This is a genomic window from Henriciella aquimarina (assembly GCF_002088975.1).
Lineage (GTDB): Bacteria > Pseudomonadota > Alphaproteobacteria > Caulobacterales > Hyphomonadaceae > Henriciella > Henriciella aquimarina.
The window spans coordinates 1-21,822 of the sequence record NZ_NCST01000103.1 but is presented as its reverse complement, the minus strand read 5'-3'; the positions used below and the strand labels follow the sequence as shown (position 1 = coordinate 21,822).

At 62.3% G+C, this 21,822-nt stretch carries 18 protein-coding genes; 11 read left to right on the top strand and 7 right to left on the bottom strand.

Annotated elements, in window-relative coordinates; translation table 11 throughout:
• The first annotated feature begins 8 nt into the window (after positions 1-8).
• The 8 genes from B8784_RS15630 (at position 9) to B8784_RS15595 (ending at position 12,055) form a co-directional block, all read left to right on the top strand.
• Positions 9-1,712: a bifunctional protein-serine/threonine kinase/phosphatase gene (locus B8784_RS15630; RefSeq protein WP_158085706.1), complete on the top strand. Its 1,704-nt coding sequence runs from the start codon at positions 9-11 to the stop codon at positions 1,710-1,712.
• A gap of 113 nt (positions 1,713-1,825) precedes the next feature.
• Complete coding sequence (locus B8784_RS15625) at positions 1,826-3,019, top strand: hypothetical protein (protein ID WP_084398842.1); 1,194 nt, start codon at positions 1,826-1,828, stop codon at positions 3,017-3,019.
• Between the two features lie 275 nt (positions 3,020-3,294).
• Positions 3,295-5,745: a nitrite reductase large subunit NirB gene (nirB, locus tag B8784_RS15620; RefSeq protein ID WP_084398841.1), complete on the top strand. Its 2,451-nt coding sequence runs from the start codon at positions 3,295-3,297 to the stop codon at positions 5,743-5,745.
• Positions 5,742-6,077 carry a nitrite reductase small subunit NirD gene (gene nirD / locus B8784_RS15615; RefSeq protein ID WP_084398840.1) on the top strand — a complete coding sequence of 112 codons (336 nt, stop codon included), beginning with the start codon at positions 5,742-5,744 and terminating at the stop codon, positions 6,075-6,077. Before nirB ends, nirD begins: the two co-directional genes overlap by 4 nt.
• A 4-nt stretch (positions 6,078-6,081) precedes the next feature.
• Positions 6,082-8,733, top strand: a complete 2,652-nt coding sequence (locus B8784_RS15610) for a nitrate reductase (RefSeq protein ID WP_084398839.1) — start codon at positions 6,082-6,084, stop codon at positions 8,731-8,733.
• Positions 8,714-10,204: a siroheme synthase CysG gene (gene cysG, locus B8784_RS15605; protein WP_084398838.1), complete on the top strand. Its 1,491-nt coding sequence runs from the start codon at positions 8,714-8,716 to the stop codon at positions 10,202-10,204. The genes B8784_RS15610 and cysG overlap by 20 nt, the downstream gene beginning before the upstream one ends.
• Before the next feature lie 9 nt (positions 10,205-10,213).
• Positions 10,214-10,816, top strand: coding sequence for an ANTAR domain-containing response regulator (locus B8784_RS15600; protein ID WP_084398837.1), 603 nt, complete (start codon positions 10,214-10,216; stop codon positions 10,814-10,816).
• Between the two features lie 3 nt (positions 10,817-10,819).
• Complete coding sequence (locus B8784_RS15595) at positions 10,820-12,055, top strand: CmpA/NrtA family ABC transporter substrate-binding protein (RefSeq protein WP_084398836.1); 1,236 nt, start codon at positions 10,820-10,822, stop codon at positions 12,053-12,055.
• A gap of 4 nt (positions 12,056-12,059) precedes the next feature.
• On the opposite strand, the gene mobA is transcribed toward B8784_RS15595, so the two are convergent.
• Positions 12,060-12,662: a molybdenum cofactor guanylyltransferase MobA gene (mobA, locus tag B8784_RS15590; RefSeq protein ID WP_084398835.1), complete on the bottom strand. Its 603-nt coding sequence runs from the start codon at positions 12,660-12,662 to the stop codon at positions 12,060-12,062.
• Positions 12,663-12,763: 101 nt separating this feature from the next.
• Here mobA and B8784_RS15585 point away from each other — a divergent pair, with 101 nt between their 5' ends.
• Both B8784_RS15585 and B8784_RS15580 read left to right on the top strand, forming a co-directional pair.
• A complete protein-coding gene (locus B8784_RS15585; RefSeq protein ID WP_084398834.1) occupies positions 12,764-13,975 on the top strand; it encodes a molybdopterin molybdotransferase MoeA in 1,212 nt (403 codons plus the stop codon).
• Between the two features lie 165 nt (positions 13,976-14,140).
• Complete coding sequence (locus B8784_RS15580) at positions 14,141-14,593, top strand: hypothetical protein (RefSeq protein WP_084398833.1); 453 nt, start codon at positions 14,141-14,143, stop codon at positions 14,591-14,593.
• Between the two features lie 76 nt (positions 14,594-14,669).
• Here the strand turns inward: B8784_RS15580 and B8784_RS15575 are convergent, their stop codons facing one another.
• Positions 14,670-15,047, bottom strand: coding sequence for a hypothetical protein (locus tag B8784_RS15575; RefSeq protein WP_084398832.1), 378 nt, complete (start codon positions 15,045-15,047; stop codon positions 14,670-14,672).
• Between the two features lie 5 nt (positions 15,048-15,052).
• Entirely contained in the window at positions 15,053-17,002 is a 1,950-nt protein-coding gene (locus B8784_RS15570; RefSeq protein WP_084398831.1) for a conjugal transfer protein TraG, read from the bottom strand.
• Between the two features lie 372 nt (positions 17,003-17,374).
• Between B8784_RS15570 and B8784_RS15565 the strand changes: the two genes are divergently transcribed.
• Entirely contained in the window at positions 17,375-18,742 is a 1,368-nt protein-coding gene (locus B8784_RS15565; protein ID WP_143435562.1) for a GGDEF domain-containing protein, read from the top strand.
• 172 nt (positions 18,743-18,914) lie between these two features.
• On the opposite strand, the gene B8784_RS15560 is transcribed toward B8784_RS15565, so the two are convergent.
• From B8784_RS15560 to B8784_RS15545, 4 genes are all read right to left on the bottom strand, one after another.
• Complete coding sequence (locus B8784_RS15560; RefSeq protein ID WP_084398829.1) at positions 18,915-20,480, bottom strand: DUF3363 domain-containing protein; 1,566 nt, start codon at positions 20,478-20,480, stop codon at positions 18,915-18,917.
• A 218-nt stretch (positions 20,481-20,698) separates the two neighbouring features.
• A complete protein-coding gene (locus B8784_RS15555; protein WP_084397227.1) occupies positions 20,699-21,187 on the bottom strand; it encodes a S26 family signal peptidase in 489 nt (162 codons plus the stop codon).
• 8 nt (positions 21,188-21,195) lie between these two features.
• The gene (locus B8784_RS15550; protein ID WP_084397160.1) at positions 21,196-21,438 is read right to left on the bottom strand and encodes a helix-turn-helix domain-containing protein; all 243 of its coding nucleotides are present in this window, start codon (positions 21,436-21,438) and stop codon (positions 21,196-21,198) included.
• 179 nt (positions 21,439-21,617) lie between these two features.
• The coding region (locus B8784_RS15545) for a DUF736 domain-containing protein (protein ID WP_143435360.1) at positions 21,618-21,822 on the bottom strand (205 nt) is incomplete at its 5' end.

The window sequence follows — 21,822 nt, the reverse complement described above, 5'->3', positions numbered from 1 at the left end:
AGAGTGGCTTGCGCATCGCCTTGGGCGGCTTCACCTGTGCCGGCGGCAAAGGCGAAAACGAGGATGCCTTTGCCGCCCGCCAGCCCGAAGACACAAGGGAACGCCGCCTCAAGGGGGTCGTCGCCTGCGTGGCAGACGGGCTGAGTTCGGCCCCGCGAGCAAGCGAGGCCAGTCAGCTGGCCGTGACCCAGTTCATCGATGATTATTATGCCGCCTCGCCGGGCTGGACGGTAAAACAGGCAGCCACGCGCAGCCTTACCGCGCTCAATGGCTGGCTACACGCACAAGGCCGCTCGGAGAGCGGGGCCATGGCGACGACCTTTACAGGCCTCATCATCCGCTCACGCACTGCTCACCTTGTGAATACAGGTGACAGCCGCGCCTATCTCTGGCGCGGAGGCCACCTCACCCAGCTGACACGCGACCATGCCTTGCGGGGTACCGGCGGAGCCGTCCTGACAGCCGCCCTCGGCGCCGAGCCGCATCTCAGCATGACTTATGAAATACTGGACCTTGAGACCAGCGATATTGTCGTGCTCATGAGCGACGGTGTGCCCTCGGCCCTGCCAGGAGATGCCTTGTCGGCATGGTTTGAGAAAAACGAGACCAGCGGCGATATCGAGATGCTCGCGCGCGAACTCTGCGAAGCGGCCATCAAGGCTGGCGCAGAAGATAATCTGACCGTGCTGTGCGCGCGGGTCGATGCCTTGCCGCCAGCCAATCATGATGAGCACCGCGAGATACTGAAGGCTCGCGCCTTTTTGCCGCCGCTCAAGGCCGGCCAGTCCGTCGATGGCTATACGGTGGAGCGGGTCCTGCATGCCGGGGTTCGAAGTTATGTCTACCGCGTGCGGCACAGGGAAACGGGCGACGTATATGTCCTCAAGGCCCCGACGGAACGGGAAGACGAAAGCGCTGTCATAGAGGCGCTGGCGCGCGAGGAATGGATCGGCCAGAACGCCGACAGCCCATCTGTCCTGCGCGCTTTCCCTTCAGGCGACACGCGGTTTCTCTACCTTCTCAGCGCCCCAGCCGAAGGACCGACACTTCGCCAGTGGATGAACGACCATGAAGAGCCGGATCTCAATACCGTGCGGGACATCCTGCGTGATCTGGTGGCGGGCCTGCGTCCATTACACCGGCAAGGCATCATCCACCGCGACCTGAAACCGGAGAATGTCATCATCCGCCCCGGGGGCGGTGTAACACTGATCGACTTCGGCTCGGCCTCGATTGCCGGGCTGGAGGAGGTTGCCGGCGCCGACGGCAGCTGGACGGGTGAAGGCTCGCTCAACTATTCCGCCCCGGAATACATCATGGGGGACCCGGCCACACAGCGCGCCGACCTGTTCTCTCTCGCCTGCATGACCTATGAAATGCTGGCCGGCGCCCTGCCCTACAAGCGGGATATCGCCGCAAACCGCATCCCGGACACCCTCTCGGCCTGGCGCTATATTTCGCTGCGCCGCCGCCGGCCGGATCTGCCTCCATTTATCGATTCAGCGCTCGAAGCTGCCCTGATGCCGGACCCGGCAAAACGCACTCCGGCTTTCTCCGAATTCGAAGCCGACATGACGCGGCCGGGTCAGCTTGCCAGGCAGCGCGCGGCCTCTCCTGCGCTGATCGAGCGTGATCCGCTGCGCTTCTGGCAGGTCATCTCTGCCACCGAGTTGCTTGTCATCCTTGTCCTTGTCGCGGCCTTGTCGGGCTGAATCGGGGCAGACTTCACAGGCGGGCCGTTCCGCCACGACCGGGAACAATGGCGTTCCTACACCTTGCCCTGCGCCTCCGGGCCGCAGCGCCCAAACGCCATGAGAGACGTCCAATGAAACGTCCTGCCTGCCTGCTTGCCACAAGCCTGATTACGCTTGCCTTTATGCCCGCCGCTGCGGAAGATAAGCACCCGGTGAAACCGATATTCGATCTTCGGCTGCGCTATGAAACCGTTGACCAGGACGGCTTCTCGGAGAAAGCCGAGGCCCTCACGGCCCGCTTGCGAGCAGGCTTCGAAGCGCGTGTCCTGCCTGACACGGACTTTCTCGTCGATTTCGAACACGTCGCCGCCCTGAACGAGGATTACAACTCCACTGCCAATGGCCGCACAGCCTTTCCCGTCGTCGCAGATCCGGAAACAACCGAGCTTAACCGTCTCCAGATCAGCAACACATCGCTATCGCAGACCCGGCTTACCTTGGGCCGCCAGCGGATCGTACAGGACGATGCCTGGTTCATCGGCAATGTCGGATGGCGTCAGGACGAACAGACATTTGATGCTCTCAGGGTCATGAATACGCCGGTCGAGGGCCTGACGATCGATATTGCCTGGGTCGATCAGGTGAACCGGATCTTCGGAGACGAATTGCCCGGTGCCGAATGGGACTCCAACAGTATGCTCGCCACGGCCGAGTACGCCTTTTCCGGCGTGGATTCGAGTTTTGCGGCATCGGGCTTCGCCTACATGCTGGACTTCGCCAACGCCCCGGCCGCATCCTCCGTTACGTATGGTGTGGCCCTGTCGGCCAACCATGCCATCTTCAGCGGCCGGGCACGCTATGCCCGCCAGCAGGATCATGGCCGCCAGCCTGCAGCCTATGAGACCGATTATTATCTCATCGAGGCCAGCGCAGAATACAGCGACTTCTCCGCAACGCTCGGCCAGGAGGCGCTTGGCAGCGACAATGGCACAATGGCCTTTCAGAGACCGCTGGCGACGCTACACAAGTTCAACGGCTTTGCCGATATCTTCCTGTCGACCCCGGCAGACGGTTTGAACGACACCTACGCAAAACTGTCCTGGACAGGCGAGGCAGCCGGCCCGGCTGACAGGCTTGGCTTCTCTGCCGCCTGGCATGACTTTTCCGCCGACCGTGGAGGAGCCTCCTTTGGCAACGAGCTCGACCTTGCCATCAGCGCAAAGTTCGGCCGACTGACAGCGCTCGCCAAGTTTGCCAGCTATGACGCGAAGGCCTTTGCCAGCGACCGGAAAAAGCTCTGGTTATCCTTGGAGTGGGCCTTTTGATCCGCCCGAGATGCCCTGAAAATGCGCAGCCCATGCCAACTCCTGACTAACATTCAGGCAAGATGCCTGCAGGAAAGCCCCTCTTCAGCCGCGTGCCTGCTGCCCCCTTGCGCAGCCAGGACGCATATGGGAGTCTTTTTCCTGCGCAGTGACGGCGCACCAAACTTTTCGATGGCGAAAAGTGCGTTCCACCCGGCCACGCGGCCAGCGGAACAGACACATTTTCACAAATTCGCCGGAGCGGCTTGCCGCTCCCCCTGTCGGAAAGGTTGCGCATGTCCCGCAAGAAACTCGTTATCATCGGAAACGGAATGGCCCCCGGCCGGGTGCTCGACCACCTCTTCGAGACCGCGCCCGGTCACTATGACGTCACCATTTTCAACGCCGAGCCGCGCGTCAATTATGACCGCATCATGCTCTCGCCCGTCCTCTCGGGAGAGAAATCCTATGAGGACATCATCATCCATGATGATGCCTGGTATCACCGTCATGGCGTCACTCTGCACCGTGGCAAGCGCGTCAATGAAATCGACCGCGATAATAAGCGTGTAATCGCAGACGACGGCACGACGGCCACCTACGACCAGCTGCTGATCGCTACCGGTTCCAGCCCCTTCATCATCCCGGTCCCGGGCCATGACCTGCCCGGCGTCCTTGCCTATCGCGACATCGACGATGTCGAGGCCATGCTTGCCGCTTCGAAAACAGGCGGCCGGGCTGTCGTCATCGGCGGCGGACTTCTAGGCCTTGAGGTAGCGGCCGGGCTCAAGCAGCAGGGCATGGAGGTGACAGTAATTCACCTCGCCCCGACCCTCATGGAGCGCCAGCTGGATGAGCCCGCCGGCCATCTGCTCAAGCGCGAGATCGAGCGCCGGGGAATAGAGGTTCATGTCGAAGCCAACACGAAGGAGATTTTGGGAACCGACCATGTTGAAAGCGTGAAACTCGAGGACGGCACCGAAATCGAGGCCAGCCTCGTCTGCATGGCCGTCGGCATCCGTCCGAACGTCCAGCTCGCGAAAGACGCAGGTCTGGAGATCGAGCGTGGCATCGTTGTCGGTGACGATATGCGCACCTCGGATCCCGACATTTTCGCCGTCGGCGAATGCGCCCAGCATCGTGGCCAATGCTACGGCCTGGTGGCACCGCTTTACGCAATGGCCAAGGTTGTAGCCGGCCAGCTGGGCGATGACCGGGATGCGCACTATTCGGGCTCGCAGGTGTCCACGAAGCTCAAGGTCACGGGCGTGGATCTGTTCTCGGCCGGTGACTTCCAGAATGGCGAAGGCCGCGAGGAGGTTGTCCTGCGTGACGCTGCCAAGGGGATCTACAAGCGCCTCGTCCTGGAAGAAAATCGCGTCATCGGCGCGGTCTTCTATGGCGATACGGCTGATAGCGCCTGGTTCTTCCAGCACATCAAGGATGGCACCGACGTCGAGGACTATCGCGATACACTGATCTTCGGCCCAGCCTATGCCAATGGCGGTGCTGTCGACCCTATGGCGGCCGTTGCAGCGTTGCCCGGTGACGCAGAGATCTGCGGCTGCAACGGCGTGTGCAAATCCCGGATCCAGGAGACGATTACCAGCGAGGGCCTGACCACACTGGACGATGTCCGTGCTCATACAAAGGCTTCGGCTTCGTGCGGGTCGTGCACCGGGCTCGTTGAGCAGCTGCTTGCGCTCACACTGGGAGACGCGTTTGACCCGAACGCCAAGAAACCAGTCTGCCCCTGTACCGATCTCGGCCATGACGAGGTCCGCCGCCTGATCGTTGCGGGCGAGTTGAAGACCATCACGGATGTGATGCAGCAGCTGGAATGGAAGACATCCTGCGGCTGTGCAAAGTGCCGTCCGGCCATCAACTATTACCTGGTCTGTGCCTGGCCCGGCGAATACCGTGATGACGGACAGTCGCGCTTCATCAATGAGCGTGTCCACGCCAACATCCAGAAGGACGGCACCTATTCCGTCGTGCCCCGCATGTGGGGTGGGATGACCTCACCAAACGAGCTGCGGGCTATCGCCGATGTCGCCGACAAGTACGACATCCCCACCGTGAAGGTCACAGGCGGACAGCGGATCGACCTGCTTGGCGTCAAGAAGGAGGACCTGCGCGAGGTCTGGGGCGATCTCAACCAGGCCGGTCTGGTTTCCGGCCATGCCTATGCCAAGGGGCTGCGCACGGTGAAGACGTGTGTGGGCCAGGAGTGGTGCCGCTTCGGCACGCAGGACTCGACCGGCCTCGGGATCAAGCTTGAGCGCTTCCTCTGGGGCGCCTGGTCCCCGCACAAGATCAAGCTCGGCGTCTCCGGTTGTCCACGCAACTGCGCAGAAGCGACATGCAAGGATATCGGCGTCGTGTGCGTCGACAGCGGATATGAAATCCACTTCGCAGGAGCGGCCGGTATGCATGTGAAGGGCACCGAGAAGCTCTGCACGCTCGAAACCGAGGCAGAGGTCATCGAATATATTGGCGGTCTCGTTCAGATGTACCGCGAACAGGCCTGGTATCTCGACCGGATCTACAAATGGGCCGACAAGGTCGGCATCGAGCATATCCGCGAGACGCTGGAAGATCCCGCCCAGCGCAAGGCCTATTGCGACCGGTTCGTCTATTCCCAGCAATTCATGCAGGAGGACCCCTGGGCCCAGCGTGTAGCCGGCAAGGATGCCCACGAATTCGAGCCGCTGACCCTCAACCGCCAGATGGAGCCTGCAGAATGAGTGGACCGGAAACCTTCTGGGTCGAGGTCTGCAGCCTCGACGATATTCCCGCACGCGGATCGCGAATCCTGAAGACCGAAGCCGGATGCATCGCCGTGTTTCGTACCGCGAGCGACGAGGTCTATGCGCTGGATGACCGCTGCCCGCACATGGATGGCCCGCTCAGCCAGGGCATCGTGCACGGCCATACCGTCACCTGCCCACTGCACAGCCTCGTGCTGGACCTCAAGACAGGCGCCGCCTGCGGCCCCGATGAGGGGCAGGCGATAACGTATCCGGCAAAGGTCCTGGACGGCCGGGTCAACCTCGATCTCAAAAAGCTCAGGAGATAGCACCATGCCCGATGGCACCCGTCTGCCTTCCATCAACACGACGTGCCCTTATTGCGGCGTCGGATGCGGCGTCAGCGCCACCCCGAACGGTGATAACAGCGCCATGGTTGCCGGGGATATCGCTCACCCGTCCAATGGCGGTCGGCTTTGCTCGAAAGGCTCAGCGCTTGGCGAGACGCTCGGCCTGCACGGCCGGCTGCTCGCTCCACGTGTCGATGGCAAGCGCGCAAACTGGGACACGGCCATGGCCCGCGCCGCTGAAGGGTTCCGTGCAGCCATCGAAAAGCACGGGCCCGACAGCGTTGCCTTCTACCTGTCCGGGCAACTTCTCACGGAAGACTATTACGTCGCCAACAAGCTGATGAAGGGCTTCATCGGCAGCGCCAATGTCGATACGAATTCCCGGCTCTGCATGGCGTCTGCGGTGGCTGGGCACAAGCGTGCCTTCGGCGCCGATACGGTGCCAGGCACCTATGAGGATGTCGAAGGCTGCGATCTTCTGATCCTCGCCGGGTCGAACCTCGCCTGGTGCCATCCAATCCTCTATCAGCGTGTCGCCACGGCGAAGGAAAAGCGTCCCGGCATGCAGATCGTAGTCATCGACCCGCGCCGCACCGCCAGCTGCGAGCTGGCCGACCAGCACCTCCCCCTCAAGCCCGGGAGCGATGTTGCGCTGTTTCAGGGATTGCTGACCTATCTCGCCCGTCATGACTGCATGGACGAGCCTTTTATCCGTGCGCGCACGAATGGGGTGGAAGACGCACTGGAGGCGGCCGCGCCTTACGACCTCACGCGCGTTTCGCAGGAGACCGGTCTGCCGGCGACTGAACTTGAGAGCTTCTATGCCCGTTTCGCGTGGACCGAAAAGACCGTCACCCTCTTCTCCATGGGCGTGAACCAGGCGCGTGACGGCACCGACAAAGTCAATGCGATCATCAATCCCCATTTGCTGACGGGCCGTATCGGCAAGCCTGGCATGGGCCCCTTCTCCATGACCGGCCAGCCGAACGCGATGGGCGGACGCGAGGTCGGCGGGCTCTCGAACCAGCTCGCCTGTCATATGGATTTCGATCCGGCCTCGGTCGATCGCGTGAAACGTTTCTGGACCGCGCCCAATATCGCCGAGAAGCCCGGCCTGAAAGCCGTGGATCTGTTTGAGGCCGTCGAGGATGGCCGTATCAAGGCCATCTGGATCATGGCGACCAACCCGGTGGTCTCCATGCCCGATGCCGACCGGGTGAAAGCTGCACTCAAGGCCTGCCCGCTCGTCATCGTCTCCGACATTGTCGATACTGATACGACCGCCTGCGCCGACATCGTCCTGCCCGCGACAGGCTGGGGCGAAAAGGACGGGACGGTCACCAATTCCGAGCGCCGTATCTCGCGCCAGCGCGCCTTCCTCCCACCGCCCGGCCTTGCCCGCCATGACTGGCAAGCCCTTAGCGGCCTCGCCCGCAGACTCGGTTACGGGAAATGGTTTGCCTATGGCAATCCGGCCGATATCTTCCGCGAATATGCCGCGATGACCGCGTTCGAGAATGAGGGGACGCGCGATCTCGACCTCGGAGGGCTGAGCGACCTTTCCGATAGCGCCTATGACGCGCTTGCCCCCATTCGCTGGCCTGTGCGCAAGGATGGCGGGCAAATTGAACGGTTCTTTGAAGACGGCCAGTTCTTCACGGAAGACCGCCGGGCGAATTTCGTCGCCCCGGCGCTCTCGCCGAAGCCCGCCGCCAAGCCGCTGCCCCTCATCCTGAATACCGGCCGGATCCGCGACCAGTGGCACACGATGACGCGCACCGGCCGCGCCGCGCGCCTCAACCAGCATATCGGCGAACCCTTCGCTGAGATCCACGCCGCTGACGCGGCATCCATCGGGATCACGGATGCCGAACTCCTGACTCTCTCAAACCGCAAGGGCCGTATCGCGGTACGGGCCCTCATCACGGATGAACAGCAGAAAGGCACCGTCTTCGTACCGATGCACTGGACGGGCCTCAAAGCCAATGCGGCGCGGGTCGACAGCCTGGTCACCCCGTCCCCGGATCCGGTCTCCGGCCAGCCGGCCCTGAAATCATCGAGGGTAAAAGCCGCACCGCTGGCGCCAGCCTGGTACGGTTTCGCAGCCGGTCTCAGCCTCACGTCGCCGGAAATCGCATATTGGGCCCGAAGCACGGCGCTCTCCGGGAACCGTATGGAGCTGGCCGGGAGTGAGATGCCTGACGATTGGGCCGGTTTCGCCCGGGAACTCTTCGCCAGTCAGCATGACGGCGAGCTGGTCGAAGGCGTCGCCGGACCGGGCACCTATCGCGCTGCCCTGTTCGAGCGCGGCCGCCTGACCGGCATTCTGATCGCCAGCTCACGGCCCGTTGCTGCAGCCCGCGACTGGCTGACAGCCCAGCTCGGCCACATCATTACCGGCCCTGAGCGCACCGCCATTCTCGCCGGTTTCCCCGGCGAGGGCGCGGCCGATCCTGGCCCCATCGTCTGTTCCTGTCTGGGCGTCGGACGCAACACGCTTATCGACGCCATCAGGGACGGGGCCACGACCCTCAACATGATCGGTACCTGCACGGGCGCCGGCACGAATTGCGGCAGCTGCCGTCCCGATATCCGCAAGCTCATGGAGGCCCGGAATGAAAACGCTGACGCCTGAACCCCGCCGCCCGAATGCCATCGAGGACCTCTCTGTCCTGCCAGTTTTCTATGATCTCGCCGGCAAGACCGTCCTGGTGGCTGGGAACGGAGACGGAGCGGGCTGGAAGGCCGAATTGCTCGGCGCAACGGGGGCACACGTTATCGTCACCTGTACCGCGCCTGACCCGGAGCTTTCAGCCGTCCTCGCCGAGCATGCAGATCGCATCACCCATCTAGAACGTGATTGGACACCGGAAGACTTCAACGGAAAGACCTTGGCCATCGGCGCCTTCGACGCAGCCGGCCAAGACGAGACTTTCGCCGCAAGCGCCCGAGCCGCCGGTGTGCCGGTCAATGTCGTAGACCGGAAGGCGCTCTGCGATTTTCAGTTCGGCTCCATCGTCAACCGCTCCCCCGTTGTCATCTCCATCTCGACGGCAGGTGCGGCGCCCGCCCTTGCCCAGGCGATCCGCACCCGCATCGAGACCCTTCTGCCCGAGACGCTCTCGGCATGGGCGGGCAAGGCGAAGGCCGCACGCGCGAAGATCAAAAGCCTTCTTCCCGACGCCGCGCAGAGAAAGGCATTCTGGCGCCGCTTCGCCGAGGCGGCCCTGACCCGCGCCCCCGAGGAAGCCGAGCACGTTTTGAAGCAGCCCGCAGCGGGCACGAGAGACCGCCGCGGCCATGTCACGCTTGTTGGCGCGGGGCCCGGTGCCTCCGACCTGCTGACCATGCGCGCCGTACGCGCCATGCAGGCCGCCGACATCATCCTGTTCGATGCACTGGTCTCGGAGGATGTGCTCAACCTTGCCCGCCGCGAAGCGAAGCGGATGCTTGTCGGCAAGCGCGGCCACCGCGCGTCGTGCCGCCAGGAGGACATCAATGCACTGATGATCGGGCTGGCCAGACAGGGCAAGCGGGTGGTCCGCCTCAAATCCGGCGATCCGATGATCTTCGGGCGGGCCGGCGAGGAGATCGAGGTCCTGAAAGCTGCCGGGGTTCCGGTCGATACCGTGCCCGGCGTGACGGCTGCATTTGCCGCGGCCGCCTCACTCGGCGTGCCACTCACCCACCGCGACTGTGCCCAGGGCGTGAAATTCATCACCGCGCACAGTCGCGATGGCCGGCTGCCCGAACTCGACTGGCGCGCCTGCGCTGATCCAGCCACTACGCTTATAGTCTATATGGGTGGGCGCACAGCCAATGCCTTAGCCGACAAGCTCATTGCAGAAGGGCTTGAGGCCCAAACCCCCGTTGTCATCATGAGAGCCGTCTCCGGGCCGGGAGAAGAACGCGACAAGACCACACTCGGAGCGCTGACCTCAACCGAAATAAGAGTCGATGGTCCTGTTCTTCTCGGAATCGGAAGGACCTTTGCCGGCATGTCTGCGTCAAGCGTTGCCCAAATTACACGCAATGCCGTCTTTCCAGTTACCTGTCAGGCAGGAGATCCGAAAATGCCCTTTGATGTTGCGGCGCAACAATCCTAACATCCAGGCGTGAGCGAAACACCGGACACCCCTCTTATCGTTCTGCTGATCGACAGCGACCCGACGAGGGCCGCCGTTGTTCAGGCAGGTCTGCATGACCGTGCTGTGGTCCGCCGCGCCGAGGAGCTGCATTCGGTCGGTCTGCTCGACAAGATCAACGAACTCCAGCCGGACGTGATCATCATCGACTGTGAGTCCCCAGACCGTGACACGATCGAGAACCTGCGCACAGTCGCCCGGGAAAACCCGAAACCTATCGTCATGTTCGTCGAGAATGGCGATGGCTCACTGGCCAAGGAGGCCGTCCGGGCTGGCGTCAGCGCCTATATCGTCGACGGCCTGTCACAGTCGCGAGTGCTGCCCGTCATCGAGATCGCGATCGAACGCTTCCGCATGGTCGACGGGCTCTGGAAGGAACTCAAGAAATCAAAGGACGATCTCGAGACCCGCAAGCTGGTCGAGCGTGCCAAGGGAATCCTCATGGACAAGCGGGAGATGACCGAGAAAGCCGCCTATGATGCCATGCGCGAATCTTCGATGATATCCGGAAAGCCGCTCAAACTGGTCGCCGAGGAGATCATCTCCATGGCGGACCTGTTGGGGAAGGTATAATCCATGGCCTCACGGACTGTTCGTATCGGATTTATCCCGCTCAGCGATGCTGCGCCGCTGATCATTGCCAAGCATGAGGGCCTGTTCGAGGCGCTCGGGCTCGAGGTCACGCTGAGCCGCGAACATTCCTGGGCACGCATACGCGACAAGCTTGCCGTCGGCGGTCTCGACGCGGCCCACCTGCTCTCGCCCATGGTGGTGGCTTCGGCGCTTGGGCTGTCGCCCATGCCCGGTCCGCTGGCCACCGCCTTCGCCTTCAATCTGAATGGCAATGGCATCACGGTTTCAAACGCGCTCTTCAAGGCCATGCAGGCGCACGGTCCGGATGCATTCGAAGGCCACCCGGTCAGCGCGGATGCGTTGCGTTACGTTGCCCTGGACCGGCTTGAAAAGGGCCAGCCACCGCTCACCCTTGCAATGGTGTATCCGTTCTCCAGTCACAATTATCTGTTGCGCTACTGGCTCGGCGCAGCCGGGCTCCATCCTGACCGCGACGTGCGCCTGATCGTCGTGCCCCCCCCCGACATGGTGCGCCTCTGCGAGGCCGATAGCATTGACGGCTTTTGTGTCGGTGAACCCTGGAACACCCTGGCTCAGCATACAGGCATCGGCCACAGGATCGTTGCCGGGGCTGACATCTGGCCTGCAGCACCGGAGAAGGTTCTCGGCGTGAAAGCCACCTGGATGGAGGAAAATGCGGAAACGCACCTCCTCCTGATACGGGCCCTGTTGCGCGCCAATCAGCGCCTGATGACGGAAGATGGCCGGCGTGCGGCTGCGCAACTCCTATCAGAAGAACAATATATCGGCATCGGCACCAGCCATATTGCGCCTTCGCTAACCGGTTCGGAGGGCCCGGAATGGTGCTCCTTATACGATCCGACCTTCGCGACCTTTCCGTGGCTTTCGAAGGCTATATGGACAGCCCTTCAGATGGTCAGGTGGGGCCAATTGACCGAACCGGTCGGCATTGAAGGCGCTGTTGAACGCGCCTTCCGGACAGATATCTACCGTCATGCGGCCTTGCTTGAACATATTCCGTCCCCGGCCATCGACTCCGTCATTGAAGGGGGAAGCAAACAGCCACGCAAGCTGATGAATGGCAAGACCCAAATCACCCTTCCAGCCGATCACATCATGGACGGAAAACCGTTCAATCCGGCCCTGCCCGACCGCTATCTTGAACAATTCTTCCGGCATTCCATCCGCCTGAAGACAGACGAGCTGTTCAGCGAATGACGTCCTATTCCTGCAGGCGGTCCAGGAATGACCGTGCGTCCGCCAGGTCCGCGATACTGTTGACGTTAAAGAAGGGATCGACGCCATCGCGCCGTGAAAACTCGGCCGTCACGGCCGCATGTCGTTGGGCGTATGCCCAGACGGCACGGACACCTTCCTCGAGGAGCGCGTGTTCCAGATCATCCGCCAGCGAACAGGTCCATCGGGCACAGAGATGGTGTGTCTGTCCCCCAGATTCGGCCATTACGACCGGCGCCTCCGCCGCGTCGAGTGTCGCGAGCAGATTTGCAGGCAGGAATGGCATATCGGCCGGCAGCGTGAAGACAGTCTCGGCACCCTGCTCGCCAGCCCAGCGCATCGCAGTCAGAACGCCTGCCAAAGGCCCGAGCCGACCGGGGACGATGTCGGCCAGAAGGGGAAGGCCGAAATTCGCATACCCCCCTTTATCGGACGTATTTACCGCGAGGTCCGTGCCATCTTCGGAGATACGCTCGATCACATGGGCGATCAGTGCTCGCCCGCCAAGCTTCGCGAGCGCCTTGTCCTGTGCCCCGAACCGTCGCGAGGTCCCACCTGCAAGGATTACGCATTTGTGTTTGCCGGCCAACCCAGTCTCTCCTGTATTGCCACAACACTACGCCTGGCATCGTCAGGAGCAACCATTGCCGTCACGCGAAAAGCCCACCGTTTGTGTTACGTAGGGAGATTATGCCTGAACCGGTCAGTGTCAGTGATGCCCTGGAACAGCTTGCCCGTTCCCATTCCTCGCCAGACGGAGAGCGCCTGCCCCTTGCGGCCTGCCTCGGACGGATCCTCCGGGAGCCGATAACGGCCCGCGCAACGCTCCCGCCTGCCGACGTTTCGGCGATGGACGGATATGCGGTTCGACTGGAAGATGTCCGCCATGCGGGGGCGGACCTGATCGTGCTCGGTGAAGCGCCGGCCGGACGCTCGTTCGATCAGGCATTAGGGAAGATGCAGGCTGTACGTATCTTTACCGGCGGGGCACTACCACCGGGAGCTGACCACATTCTGGTGCAGGAAGACGCGGAACGTGATGGAGACATGGTCCGGGTGATGACAGCCCAACAAGGCGCCCGGCACGTTCGCCGAAAGGGCCTCGATTTCAGTCTTGGCGATCCCCTTCTACCCAGTGGCACCAGCCTGGGCCCGGCCGAGCTTGCGCTGGCGGCAGCTGCCAATCATGCAGAGCTCGTGGTGGTCAGGCGCCCGAAGATTGGCCTCCTTGCAAGCGGAAATGAGTTGAAAGTCCCAGGCAGCGCGCTTCGGCCTGGCGAGATCGCGAACTCCAATACCACAGCCATCTCCTCGCTTGTGAGTCTCTGGGGCGGCGAGCCGGTCGATCTTGGCCTTGCGCCGGATTCGCTCGAGGGGATCGCTGCACGCATCGACCATGGTCGCGGCTGCGACATGATCATTGCAATCGGGGGGGCGTCTGTTGGCGATCACGACCTCATGCGCACAGCCTTCAACCGGGCCGGCGCCAGGATGGTTTTCGAAAAAGTGGACGTGAAGCCCGGAAAACCGACATGGCATGCCATGCTGAACGACATCCCGGTTCTCGGCCTGCCCGGCAACCCGGCCACAGCCTATGTCTGCGCCCATCTGTTTCTTGCGCCGCACCTGCCGGCATATGCAGGAGAAAGTCTACGGCTGAAAGCAAAACTTGAACACGATCTCCCGCCGAATGGAGGCCGGGAGACCTATATCCGGGCGCGCCTGACCCAGCATCTGAACGGCAGATCGGTTCGTGCGCTGACGCAGCAGGATACTGCCCTGCTTCATCCCTTCCTGGAGGCCAACTGCCTTATTCGGAGAGAACCGCATGCGACCAGCCGTGCAGATGGTGACGCGGTCGAGTGCGCTTTGCTGGCCGCGTCGCCTCGAAGCGATCGCTGAAAGGAATCCTGGCCAGACAAGCCCAACAGGCGTTTCGTCGAGAAAGAGCGCTCTAACGCTCTTAGGGCCCTATGCGGACAGCGATTGGCGAGCACGCATGGCTGGACTGGATGAGAACGGATTGGCCTCCGGCGTCCTTGGCTTCCACGTCTTCAGCGTGCAGGCATGGATGCCATCACCGAGCGGCAGTGGCGCTCCAGTCAGTCATGTTCTTTCATCCCGGCACCGGATGAGAGCGATCGCTCGAAAGCGTTTCAGCCTGTCCAGGCTCGCGTGATAGAATTTCAGGCTGGCCGGACTGATCTTGCAATGTTCCAGCTGCTCGGAGAGCTCTTTTTCCACACGATGGATATCTGTGTCGATGCACCGGATAAACTCATCAAGGTCCTGAATGTCTTGCAGATCGCCATAGGTCAGATGATGCGCGACATGACCTTTACTCGTCAGCCAGATTGGCCGGTTACTCAACCTTGCATCTCCCAGTGGAAGTTCGATCAATGCCCCGGTGTGAGGGAGCTTACTCTCCAGACCGTACCCAGCATGCCGGATAGAAGAAGCCGGGACAACTCCCTGACCGCATCGGCGATGATCTGCTATAGCCCGGCCGGGCCTGGCTAGTCTTTAACACCGACAACTGAGCGAAATAGCGAACCAATGCCGCTGGCTTGAGTCATGATGTATTATGGCAGCATTTCTATCGTTGGGGAACATCAGCCAACTTTCGTGCAACCTGATCAATGAAATGATCGAAGCGCCGCTGGCCGAGCGCCTGGGCGGCGTCACGTTCGCCGTCCGGAAGCGGTTCGGTGCGCGCCAGCCAGTAGAGGATATACTGCGTCAGCACCTCGAAGGTGAAAGCGACATCGCGCTCGATCCCCGACTGGCGCTCGTCGAAACGGTCGAGCCGAACAAGCAGACGGTCTTCGAGGGATTGCCTTGCTTCCGGGTCGAACCAGGACGAAAGCGCTGCTTCGACGATTTTAGCTTTGGAAGCGCCGGGCTTGCCGGCTTCTTCGCACAGCCGGGCGTGAAGATTGGTCGGCAAACGAATGTGAACGCGTGGGCGTGGCATGACCTTCAGAAGTCCGGCAGGAAATCGGAATCGCCGCGGTCGAAGCCCTTGGCCTTGCGGATCGCCTCGAGATGCTTGTCGAGCGACGGATCGGTCAGCTCGTCGAGATCGGGCACCGGGTCGGAATCTTCGCCCCTGTCGCGCTCAGGCGGTTCGGGCGCAAGGTCGGGTTCCAGGGCGAGCTTGTGCTCGGGACCGGCGCCGTCATCCGATCCGGCGCGCGGCGTCCAGGCCTTGCCGCTGCCGTCCCAGTCCTGCGAGGGCCGGCTACCCGTTCCGGCCGCAACCGCCGGCGGCGGGAGCACGCGCCCGTTGAAGTTGGCGTCTTCGAAGTAGCGCAGCTTTTTCGCGCGGATTGGCGCTGTTCCCGAGACGAGCACTATCGCGTCGTCATGGGGAAGCTGCATCACCTCGCCCGGCGTGATCAGTGCGCGCTGCGTCTCCTGACGGGAGATCATCATGTGCGAAAGCCAGGGCGCCAGCCGGTGGCCGGTATAGTTCTTCTGGGAGCGCAGCTCGGTGGTCGTTCCGATAGCGTCGGAGACGCGTTTGGCCGTGCGTTCGTCATTGGTGGCGAAGGCGACGCGCACATGGCAATTGTCCAAGATCGAATTGTTCGGTCCGTAGGCTTTTTCGATCTGGTTGAGGGACTGGGCGATCAGATAGGAGCGGATGCCATAACCCGCCATGAAGGCGAGCGCGCTTTCGAAGAAGTCGAGACGCCCGAGTGCGGGAAACTCATCGAGCATGAGCAGCAGCTTGCGCCGCGACTTGTCCGGCAGACGCTCGGTCAGCCGGCGGCCGATCTGATTGAGGATAAGCCGCATGAGAGGCTTGGTGCGTGACAGGTCCGATGGCGGCACGACAAGATAGAGCGAGACAGGCTGCTCCGCATCGACGAGATCCTCGATCCGCCAATCCGTCCCGCTGGTTACCGCGGCGATGACGGGATCTCGATACAGAGCCAGGAAGCTCATCGCCGTGGACAGCACGCCCGAGCGCTCATTCTCGGCTTTGTTCAACAGCTCGCGGGCGGCCTGGGCGACAATCGGATGCGGTCCGGACTCGAGGTGCGATGTCTCCATCATTGCGCGCAAAGTCGCCGGGAAGGATCGCGCTGGATCGGACAGGAAGCGCGCGCAGCCCGAAAGCGTCTTGTCGGGTTCGGCATAGAGGACATGCAGGATCACGCCGACCAGGAGGGAATGCCCGGTCTTTTCCCAATGGTTGCGACGTTCGAGCGAGCCTTCGGGGTCGACGAGAATGTCGGCAATATTCTGAACGTCGCGCACCTCGTCCTCGCCGAGGCGCACCGCTGTGAGCGGATTGTAACGCGGGCTGCGCTTGTCGGTAGGATCGAAGCGCAGGCAGGTGGAAACGCCTGACCGCCATCCGGCCGTCAGATCCCAGTTCTCGCCCTTGATGTCATGAATGACGGCGCTGCCAGTCCAGGACAGCAGCGTGGGCACGACGAGGCCGACGCCCTTGCCGGAGCGTGTCGGCGCAAACGCCATGACGTGTTCGGGTCCTCCATGGCGGAGATACTGCCCGTCCCATTTGCCGAGGAAGACGCCGTCATTCTTGAACAGACCCCCTTTCCGGATATCCTCTGCTTCTGCCCAGCGCGCCGATCCATAGGTGGTGACGTTTCGCTCGTGCCGGCTGCGCAGGACAGACCCGATGATGGCCGCGACAATGCCGAGCCCCGAACCGCTGACCGCGATCAGGCCGCCGCGGGCGAACACCTTCGGCGCATAGGCTTCATAGGCGTACCACCACTGGAAGAGCCGCCAGGGTTTGTAAATCGGCTGTCCGGCAAGCTCGAACCAGGGCACACCGAGCGCTGCCTGATATCCGAGCGCGTCCGCGGTGAGCTGGGTTGCCAGCCAGAGGGCGCCGATGATGAGCGCGAAGACGACGATGATTTGTCCGATGAGGATGCGGGTGCCGGTCATGGGCGTTCTCCTGAAGGCGACTATCCGTCGCCGTCAGGATCGCGATGCTTTTCCCGAAGGCCCAGTTGGAGGGCGTGCATATTCCTGCAAGCGCCTGCAAAGCCTCGCAGCAAGACTTAAGGACAGCCGTTTACATCCGGCTTGAAGTCCGCTCGTTCGGCTAGGTCATGAAGAACCTCAATTGTTCATTCGAGGGCGCCCCAGCTGAGGGCGGGCGCTCCTCGGGCAAGGACGTGCAAAATGGAGCCGGCTTTTAAGGGAGTCTAAACGGCGACGTCCCACACTTCGGGCCAGACGCCCCGGCCCCGATTAAGCCTTGTCCATGCAAGGTGTTGCGGCGGCCGACACACCCAGATCTCACGGGAGGCGACCTTGTTGAACACACTTCTCAGAGGAAAGTCTCTCCGTTTCTGGATCGGAACCGGCATGGTTCTGGCGGTTGCACCGCTGGCGGTCATGCTCCTGGCTGGGTATTTTCATCTCAGCCAAAACGTCATTGGACCGTTCCACGATGCCTCCTTGCGCGAGCGCGCAGAGGTTGCGCCAATCCAGTCGCTGCGCGTGCTTGTCTGGGACACGCTCATCCCCGTCGACGAGTTCGTCGACGAAGGCGGCGCGCAAAGACCTGACGCCTATCGGGCGCTCCGCACGAAAATCGAGTCAGGCTTCGCCGATCTCAGAGGTGGATTCGAAAATGAGCCGGCCATTCTGACACTGGTGGATCGCGCTCTGGAAAGCTGGACCGAGGCCGATCGCCTTGCAACGGAACTCATTTCTGTGGAACGTGCCCCCGGTGATCCCGAAGCCGCCGCCATGATGGAACGCTTTCACGGTCATGTCGCCTCCAGCTCGGACAGGCTTGGCGTGGCTTATGAGAAAGTCGCAGGCGAGATCCAGGCCGATCACGATGCTGCCGTTTCCGCCTTTGCCAAGGCGAATGAGAGGGCGGTTCTGGCCGCCATCCTTTCAGCGCTCGCCATCATCGCCGGCGTCGTCCTGATCGGACGCGTCATGGCGGCGAGCGTGGACCGCCTCGTCAATGGGGCGGCGCGCGTTGCCGACGGCGACCGCGATCACCGGATCGATGTGCGCGTGCCGCCGGAACTCCGCCGGGTGGCCGCTCAGTTCAATCGCATGATCAGGCGAATCCAGGAATCCGAGGCTGCGCTTTCGGAGCTGGCGCGGGTCGATGGTCTGACCGGTATGAAGAACCGGCGCGCCTTTGACGAAGCGCTTACAAAAATGCATGGGCAAATGAGTAGAACGGACGAGACAGGCGCCGTGCTATTCGTCGACATCGATCACTTCAAGCGTGTCAACGATACCTACGGGCACGCTGCCGGTGACGACGTTTTACGCGCCATCGCCCGCCTCGTGACGTCGAGCCTGCGTCCCTTTGACGGGATTTATCGCATCGGCGGTGAGGAATTCTGCGTCCTCTTGCCGGGCGTCAAGATGGAAGCGGCAAGCGATCTCGCAGAACGTCTGCGCGAGGAAGTCGCGCAGCGTCCGATAACGGCGGGCGACAGCGAAATCCCCGTCACGATCAGCATCGGTGGCGCGAAGGCCATCGCCTCGCTTGAACCCGGCAAGATTATCGAAGCCGCCGATGCCGCGCTCTATCGCGCCAAGACGACCGGCCGCAATCGTGTTGTTATGGTCGATGAATTCGGCGCCCATAAAGACGGCGTGCTTGCACTTGATCCGAACAGCGAAAAAGCCGAGTCCAGCCGCGGGTGAAAACAAGGATCGATCAGATCCGACACGCTATTTCATCAACGCCGGGATTTCATCGCGCCAGCTCTCCGCCGCCGGCTTTTGCTCCGAAAATGGTTTGTCGGTCGGAAGGCGATGCACGACTCGCCCATTCGGCAAAGCCATGATCAGCGCCTAATACTGTACATCCACATGTTCATCGTCCTGCAACAGGACAACATCCGGCGCGCCGAGCGAATCGAAGTCGAACCGCCGCTCCCGAAAAATCCCGAACGGGTGGGCGCGCTTCAGTGCGAAGAAGCCGCCTTCGAACGAGGCCCCTCAGGCCCTTTCCGCGCGCGCCCTCATACGCCGCAGCGCGATCGAGATAGTTCTCCGGCACCTCCCAGCGTCCATCCTTTAAGCGCTCGACAATGCCGGCCCGGCGCAGCGTTTCGAGGCGCCGCTTGTGCGCCAGACGGTAGGCGCTGATCGAGCCGGGGTCGGCGTCTGCGTGAAGATCGTCCGACCAGAGCCCGCCTGTTCGCTCGGCAATCTCCGCGATGGTCCGGTCAGCGCGTCTGGGTTCCGGGCGCGCGCGGCGCACCTCGACGACGGCGCCGGCGGGTGGCGTATTGGCCCGATCGACGGCGGCGGACGGCACATGCCAGACCCGCCCGTCAAATCCCTCGACGAGCAGGTATCGCGTGTCGCGCAATTCGTCCTCGGGCCCGCTCGCGAGCACCGAGCCGAGAAGCGGCGCAGCGTCGGGTGAAAGCGACTCTGCAAAAGCGATCTCCTTGTGCTTCCTGTTCTCCCGCGCGAGCGTGCGGACAACATCGTCCCGGCGCCCCAGATCGCGCAGCGTTTCGGTCCAGCCTGGTTTCATGGTCCATTCGTCGGGGCCGCTCTTCTCTGCAAGGCCGAGCGATTTCAGATGCCGCAGACGCGCAAGGGCGAGATGCCGGTCGAACCGGTCGGCCTCAGTGTGGGCTTTCTCGATGATTACCACCCGGTCTTGGGCGGCGCGCTCCAGTGTCCGGTCGATTCCGGTGAAGCGGTCCTTGTCGATCTCGCTATGGCGCGCCCGCAGTATTTCGAGGTCGCGGCGAGGACCGAGCCGGCGCGTGACAATGTCCTCCGCTGCCTCCCGGATTCCCCCCATCAGATAGTCCTTCGCGATCACCACATCCTTCATGCGCGCGTCGCGGCCGCGGATAACCACATGAGTATGCGGATGGCCGGTATTGTAGTGATCGACGGCCACCCAATCGAGCCGCCGCCCAGTGTCCTTTTCGACCTGCGCCATCAACTCCCGGATCGCGGGCTTGAGATCGCCGAGGGCGGCACCGTCTTCCGGAGAGATGATCAGGCGGAATTGGTGGCGGTCATTCTCGCCGCGCCCCAGGAATTTCTTCGGCTCGATATCGTCGCCTTCCCGATCATAGAGTCTGCCGCCCGAGCCATCCCGCTCAACGCCGTCGCGCTGGATGTAACCGAGATGCATGCGATAGACGGCGGCGCCCGATTTTGCGGCTCGTGCGATGTGGGATTTGACGATGACACGGCGCACGCGTTGGCGCGCCAGATGACGGGTCGATCTCGCCCGCGTGCGCGCTGCCCCGCCGGCGCCATAACGCTTGCCGCTGAAGGCGCTTTTCTTGCCGCTTGTCTTTAGCCGCGCGATGGCGTGCTGGAGCTGGGATTTGGCGCGGCCGCCGCCGGACTTTCCGATATCCCTTATGCGCCCGAGGCGCGGGGTAAAATCGTCAGGCTCCGTCATGACCGTCCCTCGAGGCCTAGCGCCACCCGAATTCCAGTACAATCAGCGGCTTGATCCAAAAGCCGACGCCACAACCGCGTGCAACAGGCGCCAAAAAAAAGACGTGCAGACAAGGGGCTACCCAACGGGTGGCGCCACAGCTTTAATCTTGCCCTTCCGGGTTCGCACCTCTCTCCCCTGTATTCGCTTGCATCGCCTTGCATCCGCTTGCACGCCTTTCAGCCGGGCCATAAAAAGACGAGGACGGCGACGCCGTCCACATCCCGGACTTTTGTGACGCCGAAATACCGCCCGTCGAGCGAGCGTGGATGCGCATTCAGGAGGAAAATTTCGTCGTCCTGCACCACGACACATCCGTGCCATTCCGGCATTTTACGTCCCTGTGCATCACGCGACAAAGCCTTCGCGACGGGCTTTCCGTCGATAAAAATATCGAGATCTTCACGGCATATTTCTGCGCCGGGAAGCGCGGCGATCCGCTTTAGGAGAGGCCAGCCATCGCCGACATAACCTCGTGACGCTGACCATTTCGCAGCATCGCTATCGGCTGAGACGGCACCCCATCGGCCGAGGGTGAATTGGTCGCCGCTCAGCCGATAAAGCCCGATAGGCGCAGACCCGGTCCGGTTCCAGACAAGGTATTTTCGAACCGGGAGTGCGTGACTGGCAAGCGTGAGCCCTATGGCAGCCGTTGTGACGCTCACCATGGCCCACCTCACGACTCGGGCTTAATCCGCTCGGAGGTCGAGACATAAGTATGCCTGTTCGACCAGGTATCGAGGCTTGTACGCGTGTAGAAGACGCGGGCGCCGTGTTTTCGATAGACCGGCCCCCTGCCCTGGCAGCGATAATGATCCAGCGTGGAACGCGTCAGCCGCAGATATCTTGCGGCTTCCTCAACACTGAAGAACTCACTGTCATCCCCCTGGCCGGGGCTCGTATGTTCAATATCGGCCATTGCGATCTCCTTTCGTCAGTCCACCGTCCGATGAGACCAGACTGGCCGGAAGCAGGTCGAAATGGAGAGGCAAAACGCGCATGGCGGCTCTTGCCCGGCCGGCATAACCATCGCGCCCTGCAATGAGAGCCACCCCGGCCTGCATGCCCGGAGTGGCTCGTTTGCGACGGTGTTTCCGGCTAGTCGCGCGCGTTCCAGAGGATCACGTGCCGGCCTTTCTGGCCCTTGACCGGGGCAAGGTTGGCGAAGATCCGGCGCGGTCCGATCTGCGGGTCGGCGAGGGTGAGCGAGACATAGTCGCGTCCCGATGCCTTCGATTTCCGCATCCAGCCTCCGCCGATCTCGGTCGAGGTCTCGCCCGCATAGATGCGGAAGTCCGGCTGG